The organism is Xanthomonas sp. NCPPB 3200, from assembly GCF_056393585.1.
The window spans coordinates 26,023-49,056 of sequence record NZ_CM150785.1 but is presented as its reverse complement, the minus strand read 5'-3'; the positions used below and the strand labels follow the sequence as shown (position 1 = coordinate 49,056).

18 protein-coding genes and 1 pseudogene are annotated in these 23,034 nt (G+C 57.7%); 8 read left to right on the top strand and 11 right to left on the bottom strand.

Features of this window, described 5'->3' with window-relative positions:
• Positions 1 to 34 precede the first annotated feature (34 nt).
• Entirely contained in the window at positions 35 to 727 is a 693-nt protein-coding gene (locus AC06DU_RS00205; protein ID WP_024939139.1) for a rhomboid family intramembrane serine protease, read from the bottom strand.
• Positions 728 to 944: 217 nt separating this feature from the next.
• Between AC06DU_RS00205 and AC06DU_RS00200 the strand changes: the two genes are divergently transcribed.
• Positions 945 to 2,285 (top strand): outer membrane protein transport protein, encoded by a 1,341-nt coding sequence (locus tag AC06DU_RS00200; protein WP_024939140.1) that lies wholly within the window; start codon positions 945 to 947, stop codon positions 2,283 to 2,285.
• Between the two features lie 120 nt (positions 2,286 to 2,405).
• The gene (locus AC06DU_RS00195) at positions 2,406 to 3,107 is read left to right on the top strand and encodes a 2OG-Fe(II) oxygenase (RefSeq protein ID WP_039518113.1); all 702 of its coding nucleotides are present in this window, start codon (positions 2,406 to 2,408) and stop codon (positions 3,105 to 3,107) included.
• Positions 3,108 to 3,203: 96 nt separating this feature from the next.
• Here AC06DU_RS00195 and AC06DU_RS00190 read toward each other — a convergent pair.
• A pseudogene (locus AC06DU_RS00190) lies at positions 3,204 to 4,061 on the bottom strand (PA0069 family radical SAM protein); the annotation flags it as partial.
• A gap of 415 nt (positions 4,062 to 4,476) precedes the next feature.
• Here AC06DU_RS00190 and AC06DU_RS00185 point away from each other — a divergent pair.
• Positions 4,477 to 5,289, top strand: coding sequence for a DUF2971 domain-containing protein (locus AC06DU_RS00185; RefSeq protein ID WP_104576980.1), 813 nt, complete (start codon positions 4,477 to 4,479; stop codon positions 5,287 to 5,289).
• Positions 5,290 to 5,331: 42 nt separating this feature from the next.
• Here AC06DU_RS00185 and AC06DU_RS00180 read toward each other — a convergent pair whose 3' ends face one another.
• Positions 5,332 to 5,706 (bottom strand): hypothetical protein, encoded by a 375-nt coding sequence (locus AC06DU_RS00180; RefSeq protein ID WP_146095747.1) that lies wholly within the window; start codon positions 5,704 to 5,706, stop codon positions 5,332 to 5,334.
• Between the two features lie 97 nt (positions 5,707 to 5,803).
• Between AC06DU_RS00180 and AC06DU_RS00175 the strand changes: the two genes are divergently transcribed.
• The 3 genes from AC06DU_RS00175 (at position 5,804) to AC06DU_RS00165 (ending at position 9,911) form a co-directional block, all read left to right on the top strand.
• A complete protein-coding gene (locus AC06DU_RS00175) occupies positions 5,804 to 6,466 on the top strand; it encodes an imm11 family protein (protein ID WP_184388310.1) in 663 nt (220 codons plus the stop codon).
• A 42-nt stretch (positions 6,467 to 6,508) separates the two neighbouring features.
• Entirely contained in the window at positions 6,509 to 9,352 is a 2,844-nt protein-coding gene (locus tag AC06DU_RS00170) for an XVIPCD domain-containing protein (RefSeq protein ID WP_456360074.1), read from the top strand.
• A 100-nt stretch (positions 9,353 to 9,452) separates the two neighbouring features.
• Entirely contained in the window at positions 9,453 to 9,911 is a 459-nt protein-coding gene (locus tag AC06DU_RS00165) for a hypothetical protein (protein ID WP_184388308.1), read from the top strand.
• Between the two features lie 236 nt (positions 9,912 to 10,147).
• Here AC06DU_RS00165 and AC06DU_RS00160 read toward each other — a convergent pair whose 3' ends face one another.
• The 5 genes from AC06DU_RS00160 to AC06DU_RS00140 form a co-directional block, all read right to left on the bottom strand.
• Entirely contained in the window at positions 10,148 to 11,305 is a 1,158-nt protein-coding gene (locus AC06DU_RS00160; RefSeq protein WP_104576983.1) for a hypothetical protein, read from the bottom strand.
• Positions 11,306 to 11,609: 304 nt separating this feature from the next.
• Positions 11,610 to 13,391: a UvrD-helicase domain-containing protein gene (locus AC06DU_RS00155; protein WP_478203167.1), complete on the bottom strand. Its 1,782-nt coding sequence runs from the start codon at positions 13,389 to 13,391 to the stop codon at positions 11,610 to 11,612.
• Positions 13,391 to 15,529, bottom strand: a complete 2,139-nt coding sequence (locus tag AC06DU_RS00150; RefSeq protein ID WP_435815101.1) for an ATP-dependent nuclease — start codon at positions 15,527 to 15,529, stop codon at positions 13,391 to 13,393. The genes AC06DU_RS00155 and AC06DU_RS00150 overlap by 1 nt, the downstream gene beginning before the upstream one ends.
• 439 nt (positions 15,530 to 15,968) lie before the next feature.
• Positions 15,969 to 18,488, bottom strand: coding sequence for a DEAD/DEAH box helicase (locus AC06DU_RS00145; protein WP_478203166.1), 2,520 nt, complete (start codon positions 18,486 to 18,488; stop codon positions 15,969 to 15,971).
• Positions 18,489 to 18,653: 165 nt separating this feature from the next.
• The gene (locus AC06DU_RS00140; RefSeq protein WP_104577004.1) at positions 18,654 to 18,896 is read right to left on the bottom strand and encodes a helix-turn-helix domain-containing protein; all 243 of its coding nucleotides are present in this window, start codon (positions 18,894 to 18,896) and stop codon (positions 18,654 to 18,656) included.
• A gap of 119 nt (positions 18,897 to 19,015) precedes the next feature.
• On the opposite strand from AC06DU_RS00140, the gene AC06DU_RS00135 reads away from it, so the two are divergent.
• Both AC06DU_RS00135 and AC06DU_RS00130 read left to right on the top strand, forming a co-directional pair.
• Positions 19,016 to 19,825: a hypothetical protein gene (locus tag AC06DU_RS00135; RefSeq protein ID WP_104576986.1), complete on the top strand. Its 810-nt coding sequence runs from the start codon at positions 19,016 to 19,018 to the stop codon at positions 19,823 to 19,825.
• An 11-nt stretch (positions 19,826 to 19,836) separates the two neighbouring features.
• Complete coding sequence (locus AC06DU_RS00130; protein WP_323526760.1) at positions 19,837 to 20,184, top strand: BPSL0761 family protein; 348 nt, start codon at positions 19,837 to 19,839, stop codon at positions 20,182 to 20,184.
• A 226-nt stretch (positions 20,185 to 20,410) separates the two neighbouring features.
• On the opposite strand, the gene AC06DU_RS00125 is transcribed toward AC06DU_RS00130, so the two are convergent.
• From AC06DU_RS00125 to AC06DU_RS00115, 3 genes are read right to left on the bottom strand one after another with little or no spacing between them, the layout of a single operon-like run.
• Complete coding sequence (locus AC06DU_RS00125) at positions 20,411 to 20,998, bottom strand: AAA family ATPase (RefSeq protein ID WP_104576987.1); 588 nt, start codon at positions 20,996 to 20,998, stop codon at positions 20,411 to 20,413.
• Positions 20,998 to 21,603 (bottom strand): 3'-5' exonuclease, encoded by a 606-nt coding sequence (locus tag AC06DU_RS00120; RefSeq protein WP_184391049.1) that lies wholly within the window; start codon positions 21,601 to 21,603, stop codon positions 20,998 to 21,000. Before AC06DU_RS00120 ends, AC06DU_RS00125 begins: the two co-directional genes overlap by 1 nt.
• Entirely contained in the window at positions 21,600 to 22,970 is a 1,371-nt protein-coding gene (locus AC06DU_RS00115; RefSeq protein ID WP_104576989.1) for a radical SAM protein, read from the bottom strand. The genes AC06DU_RS00120 and AC06DU_RS00115 overlap by 4 nt, the downstream gene beginning before the upstream one ends.
• Positions 22,971 to 23,034: the final 64 nt, after the last annotated feature.

Sequence of the window (23,034 nt, the reverse complement as noted above, 5' to 3'; positions counted from 1 at the left end):
GCGCCCCGGTGCCCCCTGCACGATTGCCGCCGCGCTAGAACCCGTGGCGCTTGCGCAGCCGCCGCGCGATCGCCGCGCGCACATACAGCCCGTACACGATGCCGAACACGAACCCGGCGATATGCGCCGACCACGCCACCATGCCGAAGGCCGGGCCGATATAGGCGAACACCACCTGCAGCAGCGCCCAGGCGCCGATCAGCAACGGCGCCGGTACCCGGATGAATTCCAGAAACAGCCCCAGCGGCAGCACCACGCCCAGCTTGGCGCCGGGAAACAGTGCCAGATAGGTGCCGATCAACGCCGACACCGCGCCCGAGGCGCCGATGATCACCCGGTCCGGCGTGCCGATCGCGAAGATCGCCGCCAGATTGGAGGCCGCGCCGCCGACCAGGAACAGCAACAGCAGGCGCCACGGCCCGAGGATGCGCTCGGCCGGCAGCCCGAAGATCAGCAGGAACACCAGGTTGCCGAGCAGGTGCGACCAATCGGCATGCAGGAACAACGCGGTGAACAGCCGCAGCACGCTGCCGTCGCGCAGCGTCGCCCACCAGTCGCCCAGGTTGGACACGCCGCTGGACAGCGCGCCCCAGTCCAGCCACAGCGTATTGCGTGCCTCGCCGGGCCGGCTGATCGACCACAGGTAGGCCAGCCAGACGGCTGCGAACAGCAACGGCACTGCCCAGCGCGGGGTGGGTTTCTTGCGGGAAGGGAGAGAGACGAACATCGGAGTGGCACTCTAGCGGGTTCACGCTCCTGAACCCATCCCTAACCTGTCCAGACGATCAAAACGTACTTCGTTATTGTTCGGTTAATTGTGGTGGGTATACTGCGTACGGCGTCGTATGTCGGGGGGGGGTCTCCGGCGCGCTCCAGCAGCCACTTGGCGCTGGGCGCGGGCGCTGTACCGACCACTGCAGTCTTTATCCGGAGAGCACCACCTTATGTCTACCGCTTCCACTCTCAGCCGCGCCACCCTGTTGGCCGTCGGTATTGCCGGCGTACTCGCCGTTGGCCAGGCCCACGGCGCCGCCTTCCAGCTGAAGGAAAACAGCGCCAAGGGTCTTGGCCGTGCCTTCGCCGGTTCGGGCAGCGCCCCGGACGATGCCTCGATCATCGCCAACAACCCGGCCGGCATGCGCCAGCTGGACGGTCGCCTGTTCCAGGCCGACGTCAGCGCCATCAGCTTCTCGGCCAAGTTCCAGCCCGACACCGCCACCTACGCCAACGGCGCCCCGGTCTCCGGCGGCAATGGCGGCGACGCCGGCATGATCGCGCCGGTCCCGGCGATGTACTTCCACGTGCCGTTCGGCGAGAACGACAACATGCACCTGGGTACCTCGCTGACCGTGCCGTTCGGCTTCAAGACCGAATACGACCGCGACTGGGTCGGCCGCTACCACGGCACCAAGACCGAGCTGCAGGCGATCGACTTCAATGTCGCGTTCTCCTACGACGTGAACCCGTACGTGTCCTTCGGTGCCTCGGTGTTCGCCGAGCGTCTGGATATCGACCTGGCCAATGCGGTCGACTTCGGCAGCGTGCTGGCCGCGCGCCGCGTGCCGGGCTTCGCGCCGGGCAATGCCGATGGCTACTCGCGCATCAAGGGCGACAGCACCGAAGTGGGCTTCACCCTCGGCGGCTTGTTCAGCATCGACGAAAACACCCACATCGGCTTCAGCTACCGCTCGGAAGTGGAGCACAAGATCACCGACGGCGATGCCGACTTCACCGTGCCGGGTCCGGCTGCGGCAGTCCTGGGCGTTGCCGCGCCGGGCACCTTCGTCGACACCAAGGGCCGCGCCACCGTCAAGCTGCCGGCCAGCGCCACCGCCAGCTTCACCCACAACGTGAACGAGCAGTGGTCGATCATGGCCGACGTCACCCGCACCGCCTGGAGCAAGTTCGACCAGGTGACCGTGGACTTCGCCTCCAACCAGCCCGACAGCGTGCTGGACTTCTCCTACCGCGACACCACCTTCGCCTCGATCGGTGCCGACTACCGCATGAGCGAGACGCTGACCCTGCGTGGCGGCCTGGCGTACGACCAGACCCCGACCACCGCCGAGCACCGCGACGTGCGCGTGCCGGATGCGAGCCGCAAGTGGGTCTCGCTGGGTCTGAGCTGGCGTCCGTCGCAGCAGGCCGAATACAACTTCGGTTACACCCACCTGTTCACCAGCGACCCGACCAGCGACACCCGCAGTGCCACCGGCGACCGCCTGGCGGGCAGCTACAAGGTGAAGGGCGACGTGCTGGCCGCTTCGGTCAACTACAAGTTCTGATCGTCGAAGCACCACGCGTGTAACGAAAAACCCCGCTTCGGCGGGGTTTTTCTTTGCTGCCTTGCGCGCGCCGCCGGGCGCGCTGTGCAGGCGGTAGCGCAGGTTGCTATGGTCGTGCGCATGAGCCAACCCGACTTCATCCAGATCACCGACAACGCCGTCTCGCGCGAGGATTGCGCCGCCATCGTGCAACGCATGCGCGACAGCCAGCAGCTGCATCCCGGCCGTATCGGTGGCGGCGTGTTTCCCGAACTCAAACACAGCCGCGACCTGCGCATCAGCGGCGTAGCCGAGTGGGCGGCGGTGGAGAACCGCCTGCAGCAAGCGGTGTTCGAAGGCGTGCTGACCTATCTGCGGCATTATCCACAAGCCCTGATCTCACCGCTGATGCTGCAGGTCACCACCGCCGACGGTAGCCCGCACCGGCTGGTGGCCGAGGACATCGCGCAGATGAGCGACCAGGCGCTGGGCGACCTGGCCCGTACCTGCCTGCGTCCGGGCGCGATCAACCTGCAGTGGTACACCGCCGACCAGGGCGGCTATCCCTACTGGCATTGCGAGCTGTATCCACGCGATGCCAGCGCCGACACATTGCACCGGCATCTGCTGTGGACGCTGTACCTCAACGACGAGTTCGAACAGGGCGAGACCGAATTCCTGTTCCAGCAGCGCAAGGCCCGCCCGCGCACCGGCAGCCTGCTGATCGCCCCCACCGCCTTCACCCACACCCACCGCGGCAACCGCCCGGTCGGCGGCGACAAGTTCATCGCCACCAGCTGGATCCTGTTCCAGTCGGCGAGTGCCTTGTACGGCGGGGAATAGGGAATCGGGAATGGAGAATCGCAACAGCAGAGCGGCGCTGTTGCGAATCGCTGTCGCCGTTACGATTCTCGATTCCCCAATCCCGATTCCCCGCCCCTAGAACAGACTGCCTTGCGGCGACTGCGGCACCGGCTTGGCCGGCGGAGCGGGGCGGCGGAACTTGGTCGTGTCCAATGCCGGCATGTCGCGTGCGTCGAAACCGCTGCGGCGGTGGGCCAGGGCGAAGCGGCGTGCCAGCAACTCCGCGTAGACGCCCTGGCCGCGCAGGCGTGTGCCGAAGGCGCTGTCGTAATCCTTGCCGCCGCGCAGTTGCTGGATCGTGCTCATTACGTGCCCGGCGCGTTGCGGGTGATGGGTCTGCAACCAGTCGCGGAACAGCGGCGCCACTTCGTGCGGCAGCCGCAACAACACATAGCCGGCACTGTGCGCGCCGGCGGCGGACGCGGCCTGCAGGATCGCTTCCAGCTCATGGTCGTTGATCCACGGGATCACCGGGGCGGCCATCACCCCGACCGGCACGCCGGCCTCGTGCAGTGCCCGCATCGCGCGCAGGCGGGCATGCGGTGCGGACGCGCGCGGTTCCAGCCTGGCCGACAGATGCGGGTCCAGCGTGGTCACCGAAAAATGCACGTTGACCAGGCCCTCGCGTGCCAGCGGTGCGAGCAGGTCCAGATCGCGCGTGACCAACGCATTCTTGGTGATCAGCGTGAACGGGTGCCGGGTCTCCCACAGCACCTCGATCAGGCGCCGCGTCAGTGCGCGTTTGCGCTCGATCGGCTGGTAGGCATCGGTGTTGATGCCCAGTGCGATCGGGCTGGGCACATAGCCCGGGCGCGACAATTCTCGGCGCAACAGCTCCGGCGCGTTGGTCTTGGCGAACAGCTTGGTCTCGAAATCCAGCCCGGGCGACAGATTGAGATAGGCATGCGAAGGCCGCGCAAAGCAGTAGCTGCAGCAGCATTGTATGGAGACTTCGCTTTTCTGTTCAGTTGCTTTGGAGGCTCAACGACGATATTTGGGGGGAGCATTTGGGCAAAGTGCGCAAGATCGGCTTGGTTGCATCCAAGGCTACTGGCCGCCAGCGCCACCCGTAAGGGGGGTTGGGGTAGCTTTCACGCCCCGCTTGAGCTGACCGCCTTGACCATGAGTGGTAGACGACCTGAAACCAGTTTTTGGCAGTGCGGCAAGATGAGCGACTAGGCCGTTGATCGCCCGTTTTCCTATGAGCTAAGTCTTAGCCCGGCGGACTATCATCACTTCCGCAAACTTATCTTTCGATACACCGTTTGATCCCAGTCGCTTCCCCTCCCTGGCCCATCTCTACCTACGCGCTATTGCCGCGCATCCACCAGTGCAATCCGAGAAAGCTATGAACCTGTACCACTACACCGATGCGCAAGCTGTGCAATCAATACTGGTCAACCGGAAGCTTTGGTTGACTGACTTACGTTTTATGAATGACTCGACCGAACTTTCGCATGGCGTCGAGATCCTGAAGAAGGCGATGGAGCACCAGCCGCATGGGCTGTTCTACAACTGGGATTATGCTGAGAAAGCCATGTCATATTTGTCTAATTCATTGAACGAATATGAAGACGCTTCGTGGACTGAGGATCCTGTGTTTGCCATGTCTTTCAGCCGAAAGGATGATCTGCTCAGTCAATGGCGTGGATACGGCAACTACGTCGTCGTCTTTGATAGCGAGCGCCTAAAAGAATTCGGACTAAAGCTGAGGGACTGCATCTACGATAGTAAGTCAAAGGCGGACCAAGCTTCACAGCAGTTGACCAATGCTGGCACCAGCATTTCGCGGTCCATGGCTAAGATTAACGGCTGTATTAGCGTTGATTCGATCGACAAGCAGATCGAACTGATCGAGTTGGCAGCTACCTTCAAAGATGCGGGTTTCGAGGAGGAAAGCGAAGTCCGCATGATCGCGCGCCCAGATCAGCACGACATCAAGTACAGACCCAGGAATGGGATGCTGATTCCTTACGTTGAGATCGAGATCCCCGCAGAAGCGATAGTTAGTGTTCGTGTTGGCCCCATTCGGGATCAGCACCTGGCTTCGCTATCCATGAAAATGTTTCTCGGCTCAGTTGAGAGTGCCTATCGCAGCGATGGCGGGGATGTTGAGTGGTCTGTGCCAGTGGATACATCGAAGACGCCCTACAGGCAATAGGGTCAGTTATTTACTCTCAGTTCTCGAAGTAGAACAAGGTGCTCAAGCTTCCTCAGCGTGCTGGTAGACCCGTTCACGCTCGACTCCTGCCATTGACACCCGATCTCCATCCGTTAATTTATGGATATCATTATGTCCAGCGATTCCGAAAAAATCCTTCCTTCGAATATTATTAAATATGTCGTAAAAACCACTTCCAGGGCAACCATCGGAATTTTTTGCCAGCACTGCACTGTAGATAGCTGTGCGTGTGTCGGAAAGCGCTCGGCTAGCGGCTTCCAAAGTATCGTACACGTCATTACTTCGAGTACCCTCATCGAAAATTTCGTGAAGCTTCTTAAATCCAACAGTGCTTCTCGACTGGGCAGCCTCAGACAATAACTTAGCCACGCTAGAAATTTTTTCTACAACAATCATGTAAGACCTCATCAATAGATGGCAACCTCATCTGCTACTCTAGCAATAGCGACGGCAGGAGGATTCAACTTCAATGTGCAGCGCACTCGCATCCCCGATGGAAGCCCAAATGAACGAAGAAAGTGCGATTCCGGTCACTGTTATGAGCGCATCTCAGAAGGGGAAGTTCTTTGTTCTTGAGCCCAGCTTCTGGGGAAATGGCAGACAGCCGGGCTTAGAGATTGCTAACAAGAAGCAGCTACGGCTCCCTGGGACTTTCATGATTGAAAATCCAAATGGCGATCCAAATCAGTACCCAGAAAAACCCCACCTGATCCATGTACCCGACCAAGGCGGGATGCCGAGAGATTTTGAAAAGTTGGCAGGTAAGTGGATTGTTTCCGAATCTCTGAAACACATCTTCGAGTCTATTGATCCGCACGGGTTCGCTTTTTGTGCGTGTGATTTTACCCTCGCCGATGGTTCTGCAGGTCCCCAGTACTACTTGTGTGGTGTGGTGCGTTCGCTCGATGCGCTCGATGAGGAAAATTCACGGGTGAAGATCGAGTATGAGCGCGATCACCAGACCGGAGAAGATCTCAAGTTCTACAGCGTGGCCGGCGGTGCAAGTCTCGGTTTCAAGGAAGAGATCGTTGGTGACGCGCACGTTTTCCGGCAACCGCGACTAGCGATAGATGCTATCTGCGACCGTGTTCTAGCGGATGCACTGATGGCTGCGAACCTCGACGGTGTTCGGATACGAGACGCTGCGGAAATTTGATTCCGCCGACGCATTCATGGATTTTTGCGCAGGAGCACCAGCATGGCCGACACACCTGTTTTCCAGGGACATCACGTAATTGAGCAAGTTGCGTATGCCCGCAGTGAATTACTACAGGCGCTATCGGAACGCGGTTTGTTTGAACTACATGGCCCACGCAATATTCTCAATCTGCCCGCAGACCAGGCATTGGCGGCAGAGATGGGATTGTCGCCTCATCCAGGTGGTCCCCTCGGCGCATACACCGACGAGCTTAAGACTGCTCTTGATCGGCTAGAGATATCTCCCGACGGCCAACAAACCCTGCTCGGGGATAAAGCAACGGATCCGGGAGCAGCTCAGCGAATCGCAGCTAGGGTCAACGCCTTAACCGACACTCTTAAGGTGGGCTTAGTAAATGGAGATCTTGTCACTAACACGCCTCAGGGCATGACGCAGGAGCAAGCGAACGCGAAGATCCGAGCGTTTCATGGGGATCTCGCTGCGTACAAACAGGGCCACGCAGCCCAGATTTCCGAATTGGGAAAGATGGCAGATGCAGAGGCGAAATGGGCTGGCGTCACTCAGTCAGAGCGTAACGTCAGGCTAGCATTGGATGCGATCAATCAGCCGGGATCATCTACCCTCAGCGACAAGTGGGGTGGCCACAAGTCGCTGGGCACCGCAGTTGCTGAAGCGAACCAGGCCGGGCGCCTATCAATCACCGAACCGATTGAAGCCCGTCTTCGCCTCTCCTTTGCACAGGAGATGCCCCCAGTTCTCGCACGGCCACCGGCTGGGCCCCGGCTCCCGGGCACCCCAGGCGAAGGCAGCGTCGTGGCGGGCGAAGGGCTTGCAGCGGAAGCTGCCGGAGCGCGCGGGCTTTCTGGTGCTCGTGTCGCGGGTGCGGCCGGCGTAGCGCTCATGGCCTACGACTTCGCTGTGACCGGCCATCGCGTTGTCCAGCTAAGCACGCAGGGCAACGACACTGGCGCCGAGTCGGCAGCCACGCATTTCGTTGGGCGCAATGCGGGCGGCATCGCCGGCGGCTTCCTGCTTGGTGCAGGTTACGGAGCCGTCACAGGGTCGTGGACGGGGCCTGGCGCTCTGGCGACTGGCCTGGTAGGCGGCGTGGCGGGCGCCTACCTTGGCGAACGTTGGGCCGAGAAGCAAGACATCAACCGGATCTACACACAGCCAGATCGCAGTGGCAACGAGTGGACACGCAGCCCAGAAGATCCACAAGGCACCTGGACGCGTACGGTCAGCGCTCCGTTGCCAAGCGGCGGCTATCAGGAGACCCGCCTGGTTGCCGCTGGCCGCCTTGCCGATGAACTGAATTACCGCGCGGCGAACGACTCGTATTCGCTCGGTCTGGCAAATCCACCAAAGCCGCAGGATCCATATCGCTTAGATGCCAAGGCCGAAACGCACCCGCCGCGCGAACCGTTTGAAACGGGCCGTGACTATGTGCGCGATGCGCAGACCGGGCAGTGGCAGCTCGAAATCAGAGAGAATATCGACGGCAAGATACCAGTCACACGCAACGCCCCGATCAGTGCCGAGCGTGCGACAGCGCTGGAGAGCCAGTCGCAGACGATCATTGCGCAGAACGCCGCCAACACGCCGGAAGCAACAGCGGCCCGCTACCAGATTGCCTACAACCAATTCGGCTGGAATGAGTTCGCCAATCGCGAACCGGTGCCCCAGGCCATCACGAATGCGCGCACGCAACCGCAGCCCTTACAGGCTTCTGACGGTAACTCCTACACCCGCGACGCCGGCGGCGAATGGACCACGCCCGGCACGTTCTATGGCACCAATGCGGCCACCGGCAACACACGCGAGGAATTGAACCGCACGTGGCAGAGCCAGCAGGCCGGCCTTCAAGACATGGCTTCGATGGCGGAAATAGCGCGCACCCATCCCACGCCGACGCAGAGCGACTTGCACAGCCAGGTGACCGGGCTGTACGCCCGCGCTGGTATTACACGCACTGACGCGCAGATTGATGCCGCCACGGCGGCAGTTGCACAAGACCATGCACGCGATACGGGCAAGCAGATGCCCTTCTTCCTGCAGCTGCAGAAAGATGGCTCAATCGCCACGGTGGTTGGCCAGAACGACGACCGCATGGAAATCAGGGCTACCACGACGGCAGCAGAGATATTGCAGGCAGAACGGCAGCAGGCTATGCCCGCCAATGTCCCCCAACCCGATCCCTCCACGCAGTCGCCGCAAACACAGCAGCCTGCAGCGCCGCCCACGCAAACCCCATTACCCAGCGCGCCGTCGTCGCAGACAACGCCGGCACATTCGTCGGCGCTGAATGACGATCACGTGCAACAGCGTGCAGCGGCCACGAGCAGGACCACGGCACAGGTCGCCGCACCGGCAATGCAGATGGGTGCGCGCTCTAATCCATCGCACGATCCTCGTGAAGACGAGCAGCCATCTGTGAATCGTCAAAGCGCCGTTGGCCCAAGACCGCAAGACGCTGCGCTGGTGGAGCAACTACGCTCTTCCATCGCAAGACTCGATGAGAGCGCCAACAAACCTTGGGATGAGCGCAGCGATCGCATGGTTGCGAGTGCCTACAAAATGGCTGTGGAGGCAGGATTCAAGCCCGGCGACAAGGTCGACGTTGCACTGAACGTACAGACCGACAAGCTTCCAGGCGGCGTGACGATGTTCGTGATGCGCTCAGGCCCAGGCGCCTCCCCGGATCCTTTCGCCAACCGGGCACATATGCCGACTAGCGAGGCGCTAGCGGCAGCTCCGGAACAGCAATACCTAGCTGCGAGTCAGACCCGCGATACGCAGGAACAGACTCGATTGCAGGAGCTAGCTCAAGCACGTGACCAGACCCAGAATGACCCGAGCAGGATGGGGCCGAGAATGTCGTGACTGGGATAGGTAGTTGATTGGATCGAAAGTTAGACTTTGACAACAACAGACCGCATCTAATGGGCAGGCATCTGTACCACGCCTTACGCTAGGAGCAACAATGGCAAAGAAATCGGATGCGGCACGAAAAGCGAAGCTCAAGGAGCGTCGCAAGAGAGCTGAAGCAGCGCAGGCGCGACCACTCATAGGCATAAGTAAGGTTGAAGGTTGGATGGCCATCTCTGATGCGGAGCGCAACGTCATTGTTGAACTCATTGGGGAAGATGGAGCTGTTCTTGCCTACGTTGAAGGTGACGATACAGATTCTTGGACAGTCTTAGTGGGCGGTGATCCTGTCGCCGGCACTGATGACGAAATAGCTGCACTTGGCTGGCTCGTCGGCGTAGCAGTCGATGACATTGCAGACGGCAATGCCCCAGTGCTGGTCTACTCGCATTGGATTGTTGAGCAGGTTGAGGCGCGCTGTGAGGCCGAGCACATCCAATGGCACGATTTCCTACGCTCTCTCTTGCCTGCTGAAAAGCAGCACATGCAGCTCCCGCAACAGCGCACGATGTAGCAGCGCCTACGCCGTCACTTGCCGGTTAAGTGATTGAACGTCGCGAACGCACTTCTCAGTAAGCGATGTCATACCGATGGAGTTCGCCGTCAAATTTGCTTCTCATCCAAGGTCGAATTTTTCAGTTCTGGGAGAGCCTAAGGCGGGGAGGATATCTCCGACGGCGCGCATTGCCAGGTCTACGCAGAAATGCGGGCGGGTGCTCCTAGCAGCGTCCCGCCCGTGACCACACTCGATCAGGTCAGTTTGTAGCGCTCATTGATTGCCGCGAATAGTTGAGCGGCGTCTTCTTGGGCGCGGCTGTTTTCCTCGGCCGCGAGTGGTGCCAATTCGATTCCGTCGTCTCCCCCGACATACGCTGGCCCGCCGACATCGTCGTCATACGGAGCCCCATTCTCGCTGACCGCTTCATGCCGGTCTTGGCTCAGGTCCCCACCCAGCATCCGCGAGAGGTACATCCAGACCCAAGCGCGGAACGGGGTCTCGCCCCGGCCTTCGATGAGCTCCCGCATGGCGGATACATCCCCCTCGCGTGCGAGCACTGTCAGCCATCGGTAGGTCAGCTCGGGTCGACCATGCATATCGGCCAAGTCAGCCATGTCGTACGGATCCATTTCGTCCGACGGCTCAAGCTCAAGCGCCCCAGGATCACCGTAGCGTTTCGCGGTGAGCAGCATCGCGCGCCTATCCCCGCTCCGTGCCGCAGCAAGGAGGTGATACCGATGTTTGGCAACCAACTGAGCGAACGAACTGAGTGTGTCTGCGGCAATCGTCGCGAAGCCCACTGGCTCAGTTGACCACTGACCACGCCGGCGTAGTTCCCGACCGAAGCGGCGGTCATCCTCGTCTGGCAGATCCACATATGGCTCAAGCATGTAGGCAGTAGCAAGGTGTGCAGCGGATATGCCGCGCGCCGCAGCCGCCTCTAATCCTTCGAGCAGCAAGGGGAGCTCGCCGAGCAGCGCATCAACCCCCTGCTGAATGCGGCTGATCAGTTCGGCCGAAACCCACTCGGCACCGACATCCGACCCCGCTTCATCTGTGTCCGCCCACGCGTCTTCATCGCTTGCGAGTGCGGCAATCAGCTCCTCAAAGCGCACCGGCGCGTAGCCGGATGAGTCGAGGAAGCTGACCAAGGCTTGGGCTACGCGCTCAGCCACCGCGGGTGGCATCCCAAAGTGCAGACACCGGTGGACGACCCTATCACTAACCGGAGTGAGGCCAGTATCGCGCCAGGCTACATCGCACCATGCAGCTTGGTGATGGAACGCGGCATGGGTGGCAAACCCGGCGGCAGCAGCCAGCAGCTCATGGACTTGGCTGCGGGTAAGCGACGCGAAGCCCTGCGTCCTAAGGTACGCGTGGGCACGAAAAGCATATTGCTTGATGGTCATGACTCGTCCTCGACGGCCACGCAGATCCGGGTCAGGCGCACACGTTTAACTCCCCGGCAGCGGGCCAGAAAGAAGAGTCGATCAGGGAAACAGCCTGTTTTTGCTCGTGTGCAAGCAAGGCGGGTGCCAAGGCTAGTGTATGCCCTCTACTAGCTGGTTTCCAAGGCCGCGCTAAAAACTGCGTCTCGGGTTCACTGAGCCGCCTTCCCTGCTATGGGTGACCTCGAGGAGAGCCGCCCAGCGAAGCCGGACTCTGAACTAAAGCGGGACTCGCCGGGACCAGATACACCGTGGTGCGCCGCTTTTAGTATTCGCTGTAATCGAACCGACAGCGGAGTAAGGCCTCGGTGGGCTCGTAATCTCCGCGTCTACCACGTGATCGACCCGTCTCCGAGATCAGGTGCAAGTTTTTGCGAGCGCGTGAAGCCAAGACATATAGCAGCTTGCTCGCCGCGACATCACCGTCGGCATCGCTGAAGTGAGGCACCATACCCTGAAGAAGCCCAAATGCAATTACGACGTCGAACTCTCCACCCTTGACTCCGTGGATCGTCGACACAGTAATCCCGCTTCGCTCGCGGAACACTTTCTTAAAAAAAGACAAGTCAGTAATGTAGGCCGCACCTGATTTTCCTAGCCGCTCTAGCCGCGCCTGTGAACTCGCAAAAAATGCCTCGCGGTGCTCAACCAGCCCGGGAAACGAGTTCAGGTCGATTTTCAGGCGATTAAGCAAAGAGTCGAACGCCTTGTTCAAATATGCGAGGCCCTCTGCTTCTGTGATATTCAGAGAGTTGGACTCTCGCAGCAGCGACCTTCGGGTGATGCCCGACGTGTCGACACCGAGATCTCTCAGGTCGGCGATAACGTCCCTGGCCCATCGCATGCGTCTTACCAGCATCTGTGGCGACGACTCCGTCAGCAATATCTTAGAGAGCTTGAACCAAAAGTTGTCGGGATCATTGCTGAAAGGCACTAATCCCGGGCCGTCGAACTGCTGCTCGGGCAGCAGCGCCACAAGTTTTCGAGTGGTCGACGCCAGCAAGGCCCACCACGGCGCCAGCACGCAAATCTCTTCGGGGGCATGCCCTTCTGCCAAGCTTTTTTGAATGAGCCTTCCCAACTCATTGCTAAGGTCTTCGTGCGCGATAATTTGGTTGTAAGAGATCTGGCTAGGATAGCCAATCATCTTCCCTGCACCCTCTATTTCGGTGGCATGCACATTGAATTTGGAAAAGTGTCCGATGATCCTGGCGCTTGACCGGTAGTTCAATCGCAGCGCCATCTCTCGGATGGGGATCCCGGTGATCGCGCGAAAGTCCGCAACCGAGATGGCATAACCACCAAGCGAGCCGTAAATCGCTTGATTGGGATCTCCCACGATGAACGTCCGGGTGCCGCCGGCTCCTGCCCGCAGGATGGCCCCTATCAAGTTATATTGGATCCGCTTCGTATCCTGGTACTCATCGACGAGGACATAAGAAAAGACCTTGGATAGAAGCGCCGCGATATGTGGTTGATTTCGGATCAGCACCTGGGAGTACCAGAGGATCAACTCAAAATCGATTCGTCTTGTGGCCGCCAGCTCTTCAAAGTAAGCCGATAGCACCTGACGGATCGCGTCATGCTTCCATGTGTCAGCGCACCCTAGCCGGCACTCATCCCCTTCGAAATAATAGTCGCAGTCCCACAAAGTCACGCCCGTATACGGTGCGCAGAGCCGCTCAAGCATCTTCTCCCGGTCGTGTCGATCCAAAATCGTGTACCCACGCGCCAGCTCCGGAACATAGATCCCATAGGGCTTGATGATCCATTCGAGACAGAACGAATGGATGGTCCCGATCCACAGGGCGGTGGTATCGACGCCAAGGGCTTCGATTCGCTCCTGAATCTCGTCAGCGGCGCGGTGGGTATAGGTAATGGCCACGATGATGCGTTTGTCCGTGCGCCGGGATAACTCATAAGCAATCTTGTAGGTCAGCGTGCGCGTTTTTCCGCTGCCCGGGCAGGCGACCAAAAAGACGCTCGACGGTTCTTCGACGGCAGTCGCTTGCTCGGGGTTGAGTTCGGTAGCATCCCAGACAAACATCAGGACATACCGGACAAAAACGCATGGACCACGTCGCCCGGCAATGCTGTTGCAGCCGCAGCGCGAAGTGCGGGCAAATCGATTTTCTGATCATGAAACCGTTCAAGTTCCGAGGCAAACGCTTTGAGACGCATGTGTGAGGCGACATCAATGCGCGACAGGCAGTTCAGTCGGTACTGGAGGATTCGAATGATAAGCGGGCGCGAGAATGCTCCATGCGCGAACAGCACCGCTTCTCGGATGTAGGGTGGCACCACGACTTGGTGATCCAGAGTTTGGGCAAGCAAGACCGCGAACCATCCCTTCCCTTCCTGCTCGGCCATCGTCAAGGTGCGGAAGCCACTCTGGTGAAGGAAGCCCGAACGAAGGTCGGTCGTTGCTTGCGCGATCATCGCTGGTGCCTTGTAGACCTTATCGACGCTACGCACGATCGCTTCATGGTTGCCTGCCGCGACAAAATCCACCTCAAAGGTATGCGTAGCGTAGAAGCTTCGCAGCCAAACGTTCCCAGCCCCAAACGCGTCCAGATCAGCCTTTCGCCGAATTCCGGCCGTGTGCGAGCCAATCGCCTTGCGCTTCCTGGCAGCCCAGGCCTGATCGTCCGCAGAATTCAGCGTGGTGTCGAAGAAAATCGCGTCCAGGTCCGTGACGATGGCGCATCGCTTACGAATCCGGATATCGTTGAACAGGATCGCGACGTTCTTAAACCCAGTGCTGCGGATGTTGATGATGCTGAGCCCCAATTCGTCCACGCTTAGGCCCAGGGCCTGCTTGACAAGCGCAGGTATTAGGATCTCTTCCGCGTCTCCCTCTACCAAGATCACGCTCTTGGCGAACAGCAAGTTACTCCGAACCGCGTCCAGGTATCGCTGGATGCTGGTCACCTGGGTAGGATCAAGCCCGGTAGTTGGCTGGTAGGCTTCACAGAACGCGCCGCATCGGCCAAGAATGTTGACGTTGCTTACATTGCTCACTTCTGAGATCTGCGTGGAGTGGGTCGTGTAGATGACCTGGGCATCCTCGTAGGCAATGCGGTCAAACAGCGTCTTCTGGATATGGGTATGGATATGCGCTTCGGGCTCTTCGATGAGCAGGAAATTTGCGATAGCCATCTTCTCGCGCTGATATTTGAACTCCAGCAGCTTGAGCGTCAGGTAGATCAGGTTGGCGCCGCCGAGGCTTAGCTCGTTGATAGTCCCTTCGTACCCGTCTTCAGACTCTCCGACGAATAGACGTAGTGACTGAAACAGCTGCTCCGCATCCTCGGGCAGGTCCGATCGGATCGACAGCGACGTCGGGGAGTAGGTTTCGCCGGCCGTGTCCTTGATGGTCTCGCGGATGTGCTTGCGCACGTACTGCACGTCCTCAAGCCCTTCGATGGCGCCATTGAGATTGCGCACTTGGCCCACGATGGGAACGAGAGCCTCCGCGTTGATCTCACCGCTCCTGCTCTTTAAAAGATTGAGCAGTGGATTAGTGCGGTTGTTGTGGAACTCAGCCACGACGTCTCGAAGCGCTTGGATGAACGTGAGTGACACTTCCTTGGTGACCGAAAGGAAGCCGGGCACCTTCGCCCCAAGTTCGGGGAACTCGGTTTCTTCGTCGAAGCAACATACATCGAAGTTTCCGACGATCCTTTGGTAAGTTGCCGGATCGCTAAAATCAGCGCTGCTTCGGCCGGTGAAGATGGTCTCGTAATCGTCGATGGTGATCTCACCCCGGATCGCCTTCAACGCCGCAAAGTCTAGTTCTTCGAGGGACGCCAGCTTGAGCCGAATTTCCTTCTTGGGTCGAAAAATTAGGCTGTACGTTGCCTTGGAAATCGGTCCGGCGTGGATCCCAGCTACGCCGTGTAAGAACAGCGCCTGGACTGCCTCGTCAGGGCTGAGGTCCTCGAACTCTATGCTAATAATTATCCAATGCCCCTTCCACTGATCCAGCGTGCGGCTGAAATCGGACTCATCCAATCGATAAGCTGCGCGGACCATGTTGTCGTCCAAGAGCAGACGAATAGCACGGAGGATGTTGGACTTGCCCGCGCCGTTCTCTCCAATGATGGTGTTGACACCACGCTGGAACTTCAAAATGGTGTTCTTGAAGTTTCGGTAATTGACCAGGGTGAGTTTGGAAATATGCATGTCTTTTACCTTGAGCTTCCGGTGGCGGCAGTGTCCATACATGAGCTATCGTAGCTTGGCAGTGAGGGCGATAGCGCGGTTCTTGGCGACCAATTGCCACAATCCCACATGTCTCGCTCCAGAAAACTGGTCGGCACAAGCGGACAAAGACGGCAGAAGCGGCTAATAGTTGAAGCAGCGCGGGAGGTGACATGCATCAATAGCCCGAGCAGGGTCCCGGGTTCACCTCGTCCGTAATCACATAAGCCCAACCCGAGCCCGCAGGGAAAAAGTTTACCAAACGGCCTTTCATGGTAAAGAGCCGCCAATCAGGCTGATTGAGAGGAGCCATTACATACGCCCGTTCTGTAAGACGATCACGCGTTGCGGCATCAAAATCGCCGCAACATCCTATCGATTGCGGCAATCGCCGCAGTCGATAGGATGCCGTTTAGAAATCCTATTTCAGATCTTTGAGCTTTTGCGAGTAAGAGGACAATATCTTAGAAACGGATAAGTTGTGCAGGTCTATCAACTTCTGGGTATGTTCATCTAAAAGATCCTTGAAATTCAAAACCTCAAAGGCCTTAAAGAAAGCGCGGCACGATTGAACAAATTTTTTCAAATCTCGCTCACGCATTCCCTCAACGTCATGAGTAAACGCCGCAGCACTCTGAATCTTGCCCGCCGGATGGATGATGATCCGCTTGGCTTCAAACCCTGGATAGTGCTTCTCAAACCAAGCACTAGACCGATTCATCTGCTCGGTTTCGCGCTTGTTGACTTCGGCACGCATGATGTCGACTTCGCTTTTGCATTCGATGAGGAGATAATTCCTATCATCGAGAGCCCATAGATTGTCAGGGCCCTCCTTCCATTCCGCATCAGGACGCTCGCCCCTGAATCCCAGCGCGGAGCTTAGTTCGTTGAGCGCGTGCTCAAATTTGTCGGCGTTCATGCCGAAAACTAGCCGACTCAAAATGTCTGAGACCGCGACATCAAGATCCCCATAATTGTCGAATTTTCGGATCCAATTCTGGACAGACTTAACTCGCCCTTGGCTACGCACCGTCAGCTTGGTGACCGTCACGCCGGTTGCCGGCTTAAGGAGCAGCTTGTTGGATTTATGGGCTGCCTTCTGCTGTTCATTTGAATCATTTCGCGCCGAGACGTAGAAGTATCGCGCTCTCTCCTGCAGATACCAACCTTTGTCATCGGCATCTATGTCGCCACTGTCGAGAAGGTCCTGCAGGGTTGTAGCAGCCTGGACATAGTCGCCCGCTATATAGGCGTTCTCGGCCTTAAGTTCAGCAGCGTAGATATCGAGGATGGCCTTGTTGGCACCAGCTGGCGCCACACCATCCATCTGCTCTACGTAGTAGGCTTTCCACTCATCGTCGCGTTTTAGGCACTGGTTGATTAGTCCTTGGAATGCGTCGAACGGGGCCTCGCCGTCGGCAATTTCTTGCTTCGCCATTTTTCCAAGCTCGATCCCTATCTCAATCTGCTTAGCGAACTGAGGCGAGAGATACCGGCGCGAGGTTGCATCGCGAAGTGTGCGCACAAGCTCCGATCCTACGACAATGATGACGGAGTAGTCTTTCTCGCCGCGGACGCTGCGCCCCATGCCCTGTTCGATCGTGCGCATCGTCTTTGTAAGTGTAGCCTTGGAGTTGGGCCTTACCCGTTCAGCATAGAGATCGATCAGGCTTTCCGAAAACGGCTTAGAGTCGAATGTCAAAATACGGCAGCTCGCGTCGGGCAAGTCAATTCCGTCATAACGGTTAACCAGTGCCACAGTTTTCTCGTAATTTCCCTTCCTTAGTCCATCAATGACTTTGTCGACATTTTCTTTGTCAGTGATGATCGCACCATAAGCTTTCCAGTCTTTCGAGCGCGCTGTACTTGGGACCAAGCCGACCCGACCAAATTTTCTTTTCTCGTTCGGAGTTGCAATCAACTTAACCAAACTCTCGCGATCCAGAACTTCATCAATAACTGACGGCAGAAGAATCATCTTCTCGCCGGACCATGTTTCCTTAGCGTAGGTGAGGGGACTCGAAATGGTCGTCGGTGAAAGTTGGAGACCCTTCACTAAGAAAGCATCATCTGTCACTGTTGCTGACATAAAGATGCGGTGTGCAGCATTGGCGTAGGAGCCGAAGGCTTCGAGTGGCGCAACATAGGGCTCAATTTCGATCGCTGCGCCTGAGACTACGCATTGGCAATGCTTAAGCATGTCCTTCAGTAAGGGCCAAGCGAACTTGATAGATTTACGGTCAGCATTTTTGGCAAGGATCCCGGCGATTTCGCTTTCGTGCGATAGCCAGCTCCAATAGGGTACCGGAAGGAAAGCATCCCTCTTTTCATTTTCGATCTCGGCAAATGTACCGCTTCCCTGTTGCTCAAGCTCTCTACCAAATAGTGCCAGAAGCGCCGCATAGGCAGGCTCCTCTCTTGGGATGCGAACGCGACATTGTTCTCGAATTCGGTCGGCGCAAGCATGCGCATCATCCATGAGTACGGTGTCAAGTGCGATTGACTGACGATTCAAACCGAATTTTGTCATGCCATTGAAAAGCTTGCTGGCGGAGGTGACTAGGATTCGGTCACCATTGATAAATTCTTCGGGCAGATCGCCGTCACTTATACAGGTCCGTATGCCGAACTGTTCGGCCTGCTCACAGGTTTGGTTGATTAGAAAATTATCCGGACAGAGATAGATAACCGGAGATTTTCCTGCGTTCAGACGGGACTGGAGCATGAGCAGGCCGACCAGAGTCTTACCCTGTCCGGTGTGGAGCTTGACGATGACATCGCGAATCGTGGCCTGCTTCTGATGCCAAGCCGCGAGAATCGCTTCCTGAGCTGGTCTCAAAGGACCCTTATCATGCGTACGATCGAGCGTTGCGTAAAGCGCCACAGGATCAATCGGCTTGGTTGCTACCTTGCCAGCGAGGTGCTTCTTGAAATTAACCATATGTCACTACCCTAAATTCATGAGACGAATATGAATTGGTTTTTCTGATTCGATGCGGCAGTATTATTCTCGACGCAACATTGGATCGCGTTGTTGTTCAAAAGGTCCCTAGGTTGTGGAGTGCTGCCCTACTCTCGATAAGCCAAGGGCCTGCCGGCAATAGCCTCAGGCGGGCGGAAAAACAAGTTTGACGGCTTGCGACGCGGTGAGGCCCAGGGTCGAGGTCAGCTGAAAGAACTCGATGACATCCAGCCGACGAGCGCCGGCCTCAACCGCAGAGACGCGCTGCTGTGGCCAGCCCAGTGCGCGGGCCACGTCACTCTGCGACAGCCCTAGCGTCTCACGGCGGTCACGTAGCCGTTCGACCAGATTTCGATAGTCATCACGATAAATGGTTTTTGACGCCACAGTCGTCACCGGGCTTGGACGACTGAGCAATCTATGACCCACCTACCGGTTACATGAAAAACGTGTAGATAAAGCGGGCAGTCACTGGTAGCATCCTCGGCTTACTCGCGAGAGGTGCGATGGTATGTGCAACCACTCAACCGACTCTGCCGCCCGCCGCCTGCGACTTGGTGCCCTATGCACAGTCGCTGGGCTTGATACGTCTTGCGTCTTGGTATGCGCTTGAACTGTCTACCTCGACCCATGCGCCCTTCAGCACCGGGACGGCGCTGAGCCACTCGTTGCTAGAGCGCTTGGAGAATGCAGGAGTGATACGGGTCTCCCAGAGCCAGGAACCCGGCATTCGGCGCGCACTGTACGAGCCGCTGGCGTGGTTCTATCCCACCGCTTGGGGCAGTCCGCAGGATCTCCATGCCAGACTTCACGCCATTCTGGTGGAGCTGGCGGCGCGCCCCGATACAAGGGACGCCAAGGTAGAGCTATGGGGCGCGTTGGCCGATGCCGAGATTGAAACCTATCTCACCCATTTGTTACGTCGCCAAACGCTCGAGCCGGCCGGCGCATCCATGATCATGCATTTGATGACAAATGAGTGGGCCAAGCTCAGCTTGGCGCGCAAGCGCTACTTGGCATGGTACGGGGCCAGGGGGGCGGCCGCTGCGTTCTTGCGAACGGGCATGAATCAAGAAGCTGCACGTAACGCGATGTTAGATGAGATGCGCCGGCGAGCGCGTTGGCTAACTTCGCGATCGACCAGCAATACACTGGCACGCGATGAGTACCGCTTTGTACCGGATCCGAATTGGAAGCGGCCTGTCCTTCTGGATGTCTTCCTGAGCATGTTGCTGCCAGAAGGAACGTCGTACTGGTCAGATGTGCCACAGCCCAACAATGGGCCTCCGTCCACCGCAAACCAGACACTGCCCTGATCGAGGTTCGGATGTGGAGTCAAAAATTTACCGTAGGCGCGCACACCCGCGAGATGGCAGCAGCGTACCTGAGAGAGAAAAAAATGACGATGCCAGTCGAGCGCACGCGCAACCTTATCCAGGCTGGGGCGTTTCTTAAAGAACTTTCCGCTAATACGGCCGTGCCCAAAGCGGTCCGAACGGAGGCATACCGACTTCTGCGTCACTTTCCTTCAGTATCGGACGTTGAAGCAATTGCGGCGAATGAAGCGCATCTGCTGCAACTTACGGGGTCGAGGCTTGTACGAAACTATCTGAGCACCGCGGTCGATCCTGACTGGACTCGTGGGTATAAGCATGGTCCACATATCGGAGGCTAGAGATGATCTGATCAATGCGGTAGGAGGATGCGACAAGCCATACCGGCTACGTTGGCGGTGCTCGAACACTTTGTGGTTTGCCGTTTTAGCGGTGTTACCCAGGCGATGCCCCCCTCTCTCCGTCAGTACACAGGGCTAGGGTTTTTTCGCTTCCCAGTGTATTCGCGCTGCGTTTGGTTCGAGCTCACTTGGCATCTGAAGATTAAATGAACCTCGCCGAGGTTCTTCATGAATACGATGCAGCTTCCAGCTTTATGGCCAGTTCGTCGACCAGCTTCAGTACCTCAGCCAGTGCGTTGTCGTCAGACGGATCAAGTGGGGTGATGCCAAGTGTGGCAAGCACTTCGCTGATCCGCTGGTCCACGTCCTTGCGGAACAGTAGGTCTGGGTCACGGCCTTCCCCTAATTCAATCTGTTCATTCAAAACACTCTTGAAAATCAAGTCGTAGCGCGGTGAGTGGAGCTTGGCAAGTGCGTATAGGTACTCCATCTCGTCAGTCGGAATGCTCCTTTCGTTAGCCGACAAGGCCGCCTCCAGATACCCAATGGCGTCTGAGACCGGTCTGTCCACAATCACCAAGTCCGCACCTAAGCTCTCAAACTGCTCTTCGCGGATCACAGTCGCCATAATCCACAGTGTGCTTTCGAAGGTGTGATTCTTGAGAATGCCGAAGCCCAACCGGGCGCACTCGGATGCGTTGTCCTTTACCGTTCCGACGCGCAGGCCCCTGGCACGTGCTATCTCTGAGATGAACTCAACGAACGTGGACTTGCCGGTGGAATGGGTTCCAGTAATTGCGATGTGCTTGGCCATTAGAACAGGCTTCCTTGCTGTGATTTAACGTAGCTGTCTTCACTGGCGCACGCTATCTGAGCGAGTGCCAGGAAGTTGAGATCAATCGTCTTCTCCAGGACAGAAGCCAGGTGAAGGAATAGCTTGGCGGTTACAAGGGCATCGTCTGCAGCCCTATGATGCGTCCACGCTTCCGCGTCGGGAAGAACATCCGCCACCAAGGACCTGAGAGAGTAGTCACCTCTGCCGGGTAGCACGTGCTTGGCTAACGCCCTGGTGTCGATAAGTGACAGCGGCTTCCAGTCCGGTTGAGTGTGAGTGATTACGCGCGCATCAACACTGACGTTGTGGCCGACCACTACGCGGCCTTCCAGTTGGCCCAAAATCTCTGTCGCATTGGCAGCCCATGGCTCAAACCTCTCAGCCATGGCATTTGTGATCCCGTGGATCTGAGTGACCCGATCCGTGATGGGGCGTGGGGGTCGCACGCCCCAGGATCTTGGTGCCTGGGCTTGTCTATTTACGATCTGGACTGTAGCGATCTCGATCAAATCGTGCGGTTCTTGTCCATTGCCCTCTACGTCGACAATAACTAGGGGGCACTCGCTCCAATGGAGGTTGTTCATAAGGTTTGCACGATCAGAGGGATGGAGCGTCGCGGGGTAATTGTCGGGGTAGCGTACTGGTCCTGCTCGCCCTTGCGGATCAGCTCAAGAAGCGAGGTCCGGCGTTCGTCGTCTAGGTCTTCCATCATCGGGCGCATCAGCTCGCACTTGAGATCGGCTGCCGTTTCCGTCAACGCCTGGATGCGTGTACTGACGACTGAACTGTCCAGTTGTTCCATGCTATATGCGGGTGTATCAGGACGTGCCGAGAAGGGAATGGCGACGTTGATGTGGAAATTCAAAGAGCGTACGACCTCCTGAGTTCTCGCGAAGTCCTCATCTGACTCGCCTGGGAACCCGATCAGCCAGTTGCCGTATAGAACGGTAGTGGTGCTGCCACGGAACTCACTGAGCAATTGCGCAACCTTGTCGATGTCATAGCCTCTCCGCATAAGCTTTAAAATCCGAGGAGATCCACTTTGCAACGATAGGTATAACAACTGAAGCCTGCCGGCCTTCGCCCAAGCCAGGATGTCCGGGAAGTTGCGCAGGAATGGTTTTGGCTCGATATACCGGATGGACAGCCGTACAGCCGTCGACAGGTCCAGAAGTGCCTGAACCAATTCCTTGAAGCCCGGGCCGCTGCCGCCCTTGCCGTAGTTACCAACTTCATCGCCAATCAACACCAGGTGATTCTTTCCCATCGCAATGGCCGCACGGGCTTTTCCAAGGATGTCTGAGAGCGGTACGGACGTGTACTCGCCCCTGCCTTGGGGGATATTGCAAAAGCTACACTGATAGAGACAGCTTCGAGTGACTGTGATCATCTCGCACGGATCATTCTCATCGTAGAAGACAAAGCCCTTTGTCGTCTGCCGATAGGCCCGAACCAGGCTCGTGCCGTGTCTTCGGTCTTCCTCTTCCAACTCGGCCAGCACCCTCGACTTTGCTGAGCCGACGCGTGTACGAAGATTGTGGAGTCCGCCGGCTGAGGTCGATTCAAAGCTGTTCTCGGCGCTCTGCGAGAACATGCGATCGACCTCCTCAAACGGAGTGTTAGTGCTCTCCCGGAGAACTTCGTCCAAGGGAAGAATGTCTAATTGGTCACTATTGACGCTCGCGCGAACTTTGTCTGCTCTGGTGTTGGCGATGCAACCTGTCACGACGATACGAGCGTTGGGTGCTCGGCTACTGGCCTCGGTTAACTGGCTGATTGCATCATCTACCCAGTGTTCGCGCACCGAGCACCCGGAGAAGACAATCTCGTCTGCCTCCTCTGGCGTGCCTACAATGCTGCTTCCGGAACCTTGAATGCCAGAGCGAAGCACATTGAGGTCATAGCCTGCGTTCAAGCATGCGTTGTGGGCGAGGAAGACCTTCTTGGTCATTCTGCAGCATTCCTTTGAGGCAAAGCTCAACCGCTGATTTAGGTGCAAAGCGCTACTTGTACTG

Excerpts from the sequence above, each read along its gene's own strand:
- AC06DU_RS00205 (WP_024939139.1), bottom strand. The coding sequence starts at position 727 with ATGTTCGTCTCTCTCCCTTCCCGCAAGAAACCCACCCCGCGCTGGGCA.
- AC06DU_RS00200 (WP_024939140.1), top strand. The coding sequence starts at position 945 with ATGTCTACCGCTTCCACTCTCAGCCGCGCCACCCTGTTGGCCGTCGGT.
- AC06DU_RS00195 (WP_039518113.1), top strand. The coding sequence starts at position 2,406 with ATGAGCCAACCCGACTTCATCCAGATCACCGACAACGCCGTCTCGCGC.
- AC06DU_RS00185 (WP_104576980.1), top strand. The coding sequence starts at position 4,477 with ATGAACCTGTACCACTACACCGATGCGCAAGCTGTGCAATCAATACTG.
- AC06DU_RS00180 (WP_146095747.1), bottom strand. The coding sequence starts at position 5,706 with ATGATTGTTGTAGAAAAAATTTCTAGCGTGGCTAAGTTATTGTCTGAG.
- AC06DU_RS00175 (WP_184388310.1), top strand. The coding sequence starts at position 5,804 with ATGGAAGCCCAAATGAACGAAGAAAGTGCGATTCCGGTCACTGTTATG.
- AC06DU_RS00170 (WP_456360074.1), top strand. The coding sequence starts at position 6,509 with ATGGCCGACACACCTGTTTTCCAGGGACATCACGTAATTGAGCAAGTT.
- AC06DU_RS00165 (WP_184388308.1), top strand. The coding sequence starts at position 9,453 with ATGGCAAAGAAATCGGATGCGGCACGAAAAGCGAAGCTCAAGGAGCGT.
- AC06DU_RS00160 (WP_104576983.1), bottom strand. The coding sequence starts at position 11,305 with ATGACCATCAAGCAATATGCTTTTCGTGCCCACGCGTACCTTAGGACG.
- AC06DU_RS00155 (WP_478203167.1), bottom strand. The coding sequence starts at position 13,391 with ATGTTTGTCTGGGATGCTACCGAACTCAACCCCGAGCAAGCGACTGCC.
- AC06DU_RS00150 (WP_435815101.1), bottom strand. The coding sequence starts at position 15,529 with ATGCATATTTCCAAACTCACCCTGGTCAATTACCGAAACTTCAAGAAC.
- AC06DU_RS00145 (WP_478203166.1), bottom strand. The coding sequence starts at position 18,488 with ATGGTTAATTTCAAGAAGCACCTCGCTGGCAAGGTAGCAACCAAGCCG.
- AC06DU_RS00135 (WP_104576986.1), top strand. The coding sequence starts at position 19,016 with ATGGTATGTGCAACCACTCAACCGACTCTGCCGCCCGCCGCCTGCGAC.
- AC06DU_RS00130 (WP_323526760.1), top strand. The coding sequence starts at position 19,837 with ATGTGGAGTCAAAAATTTACCGTAGGCGCGCACACCCGCGAGATGGCA.
- AC06DU_RS00125 (WP_104576987.1), bottom strand. The coding sequence starts at position 20,998 with ATGGCCAAGCACATCGCAATTACTGGAACCCATTCCACCGGCAAGTCC.
- AC06DU_RS00120 (WP_184391049.1), bottom strand. The coding sequence starts at position 21,603 with ATGAACAACCTCCATTGGAGCGAGTGCCCCCTAGTTATTGTCGACGTA.
- AC06DU_RS00115 (WP_104576989.1), bottom strand. The coding sequence starts at position 22,970 with ATGACCAAGAAGGTCTTCCTCGCCCACAACGCATGCTTGAACGCAGGC.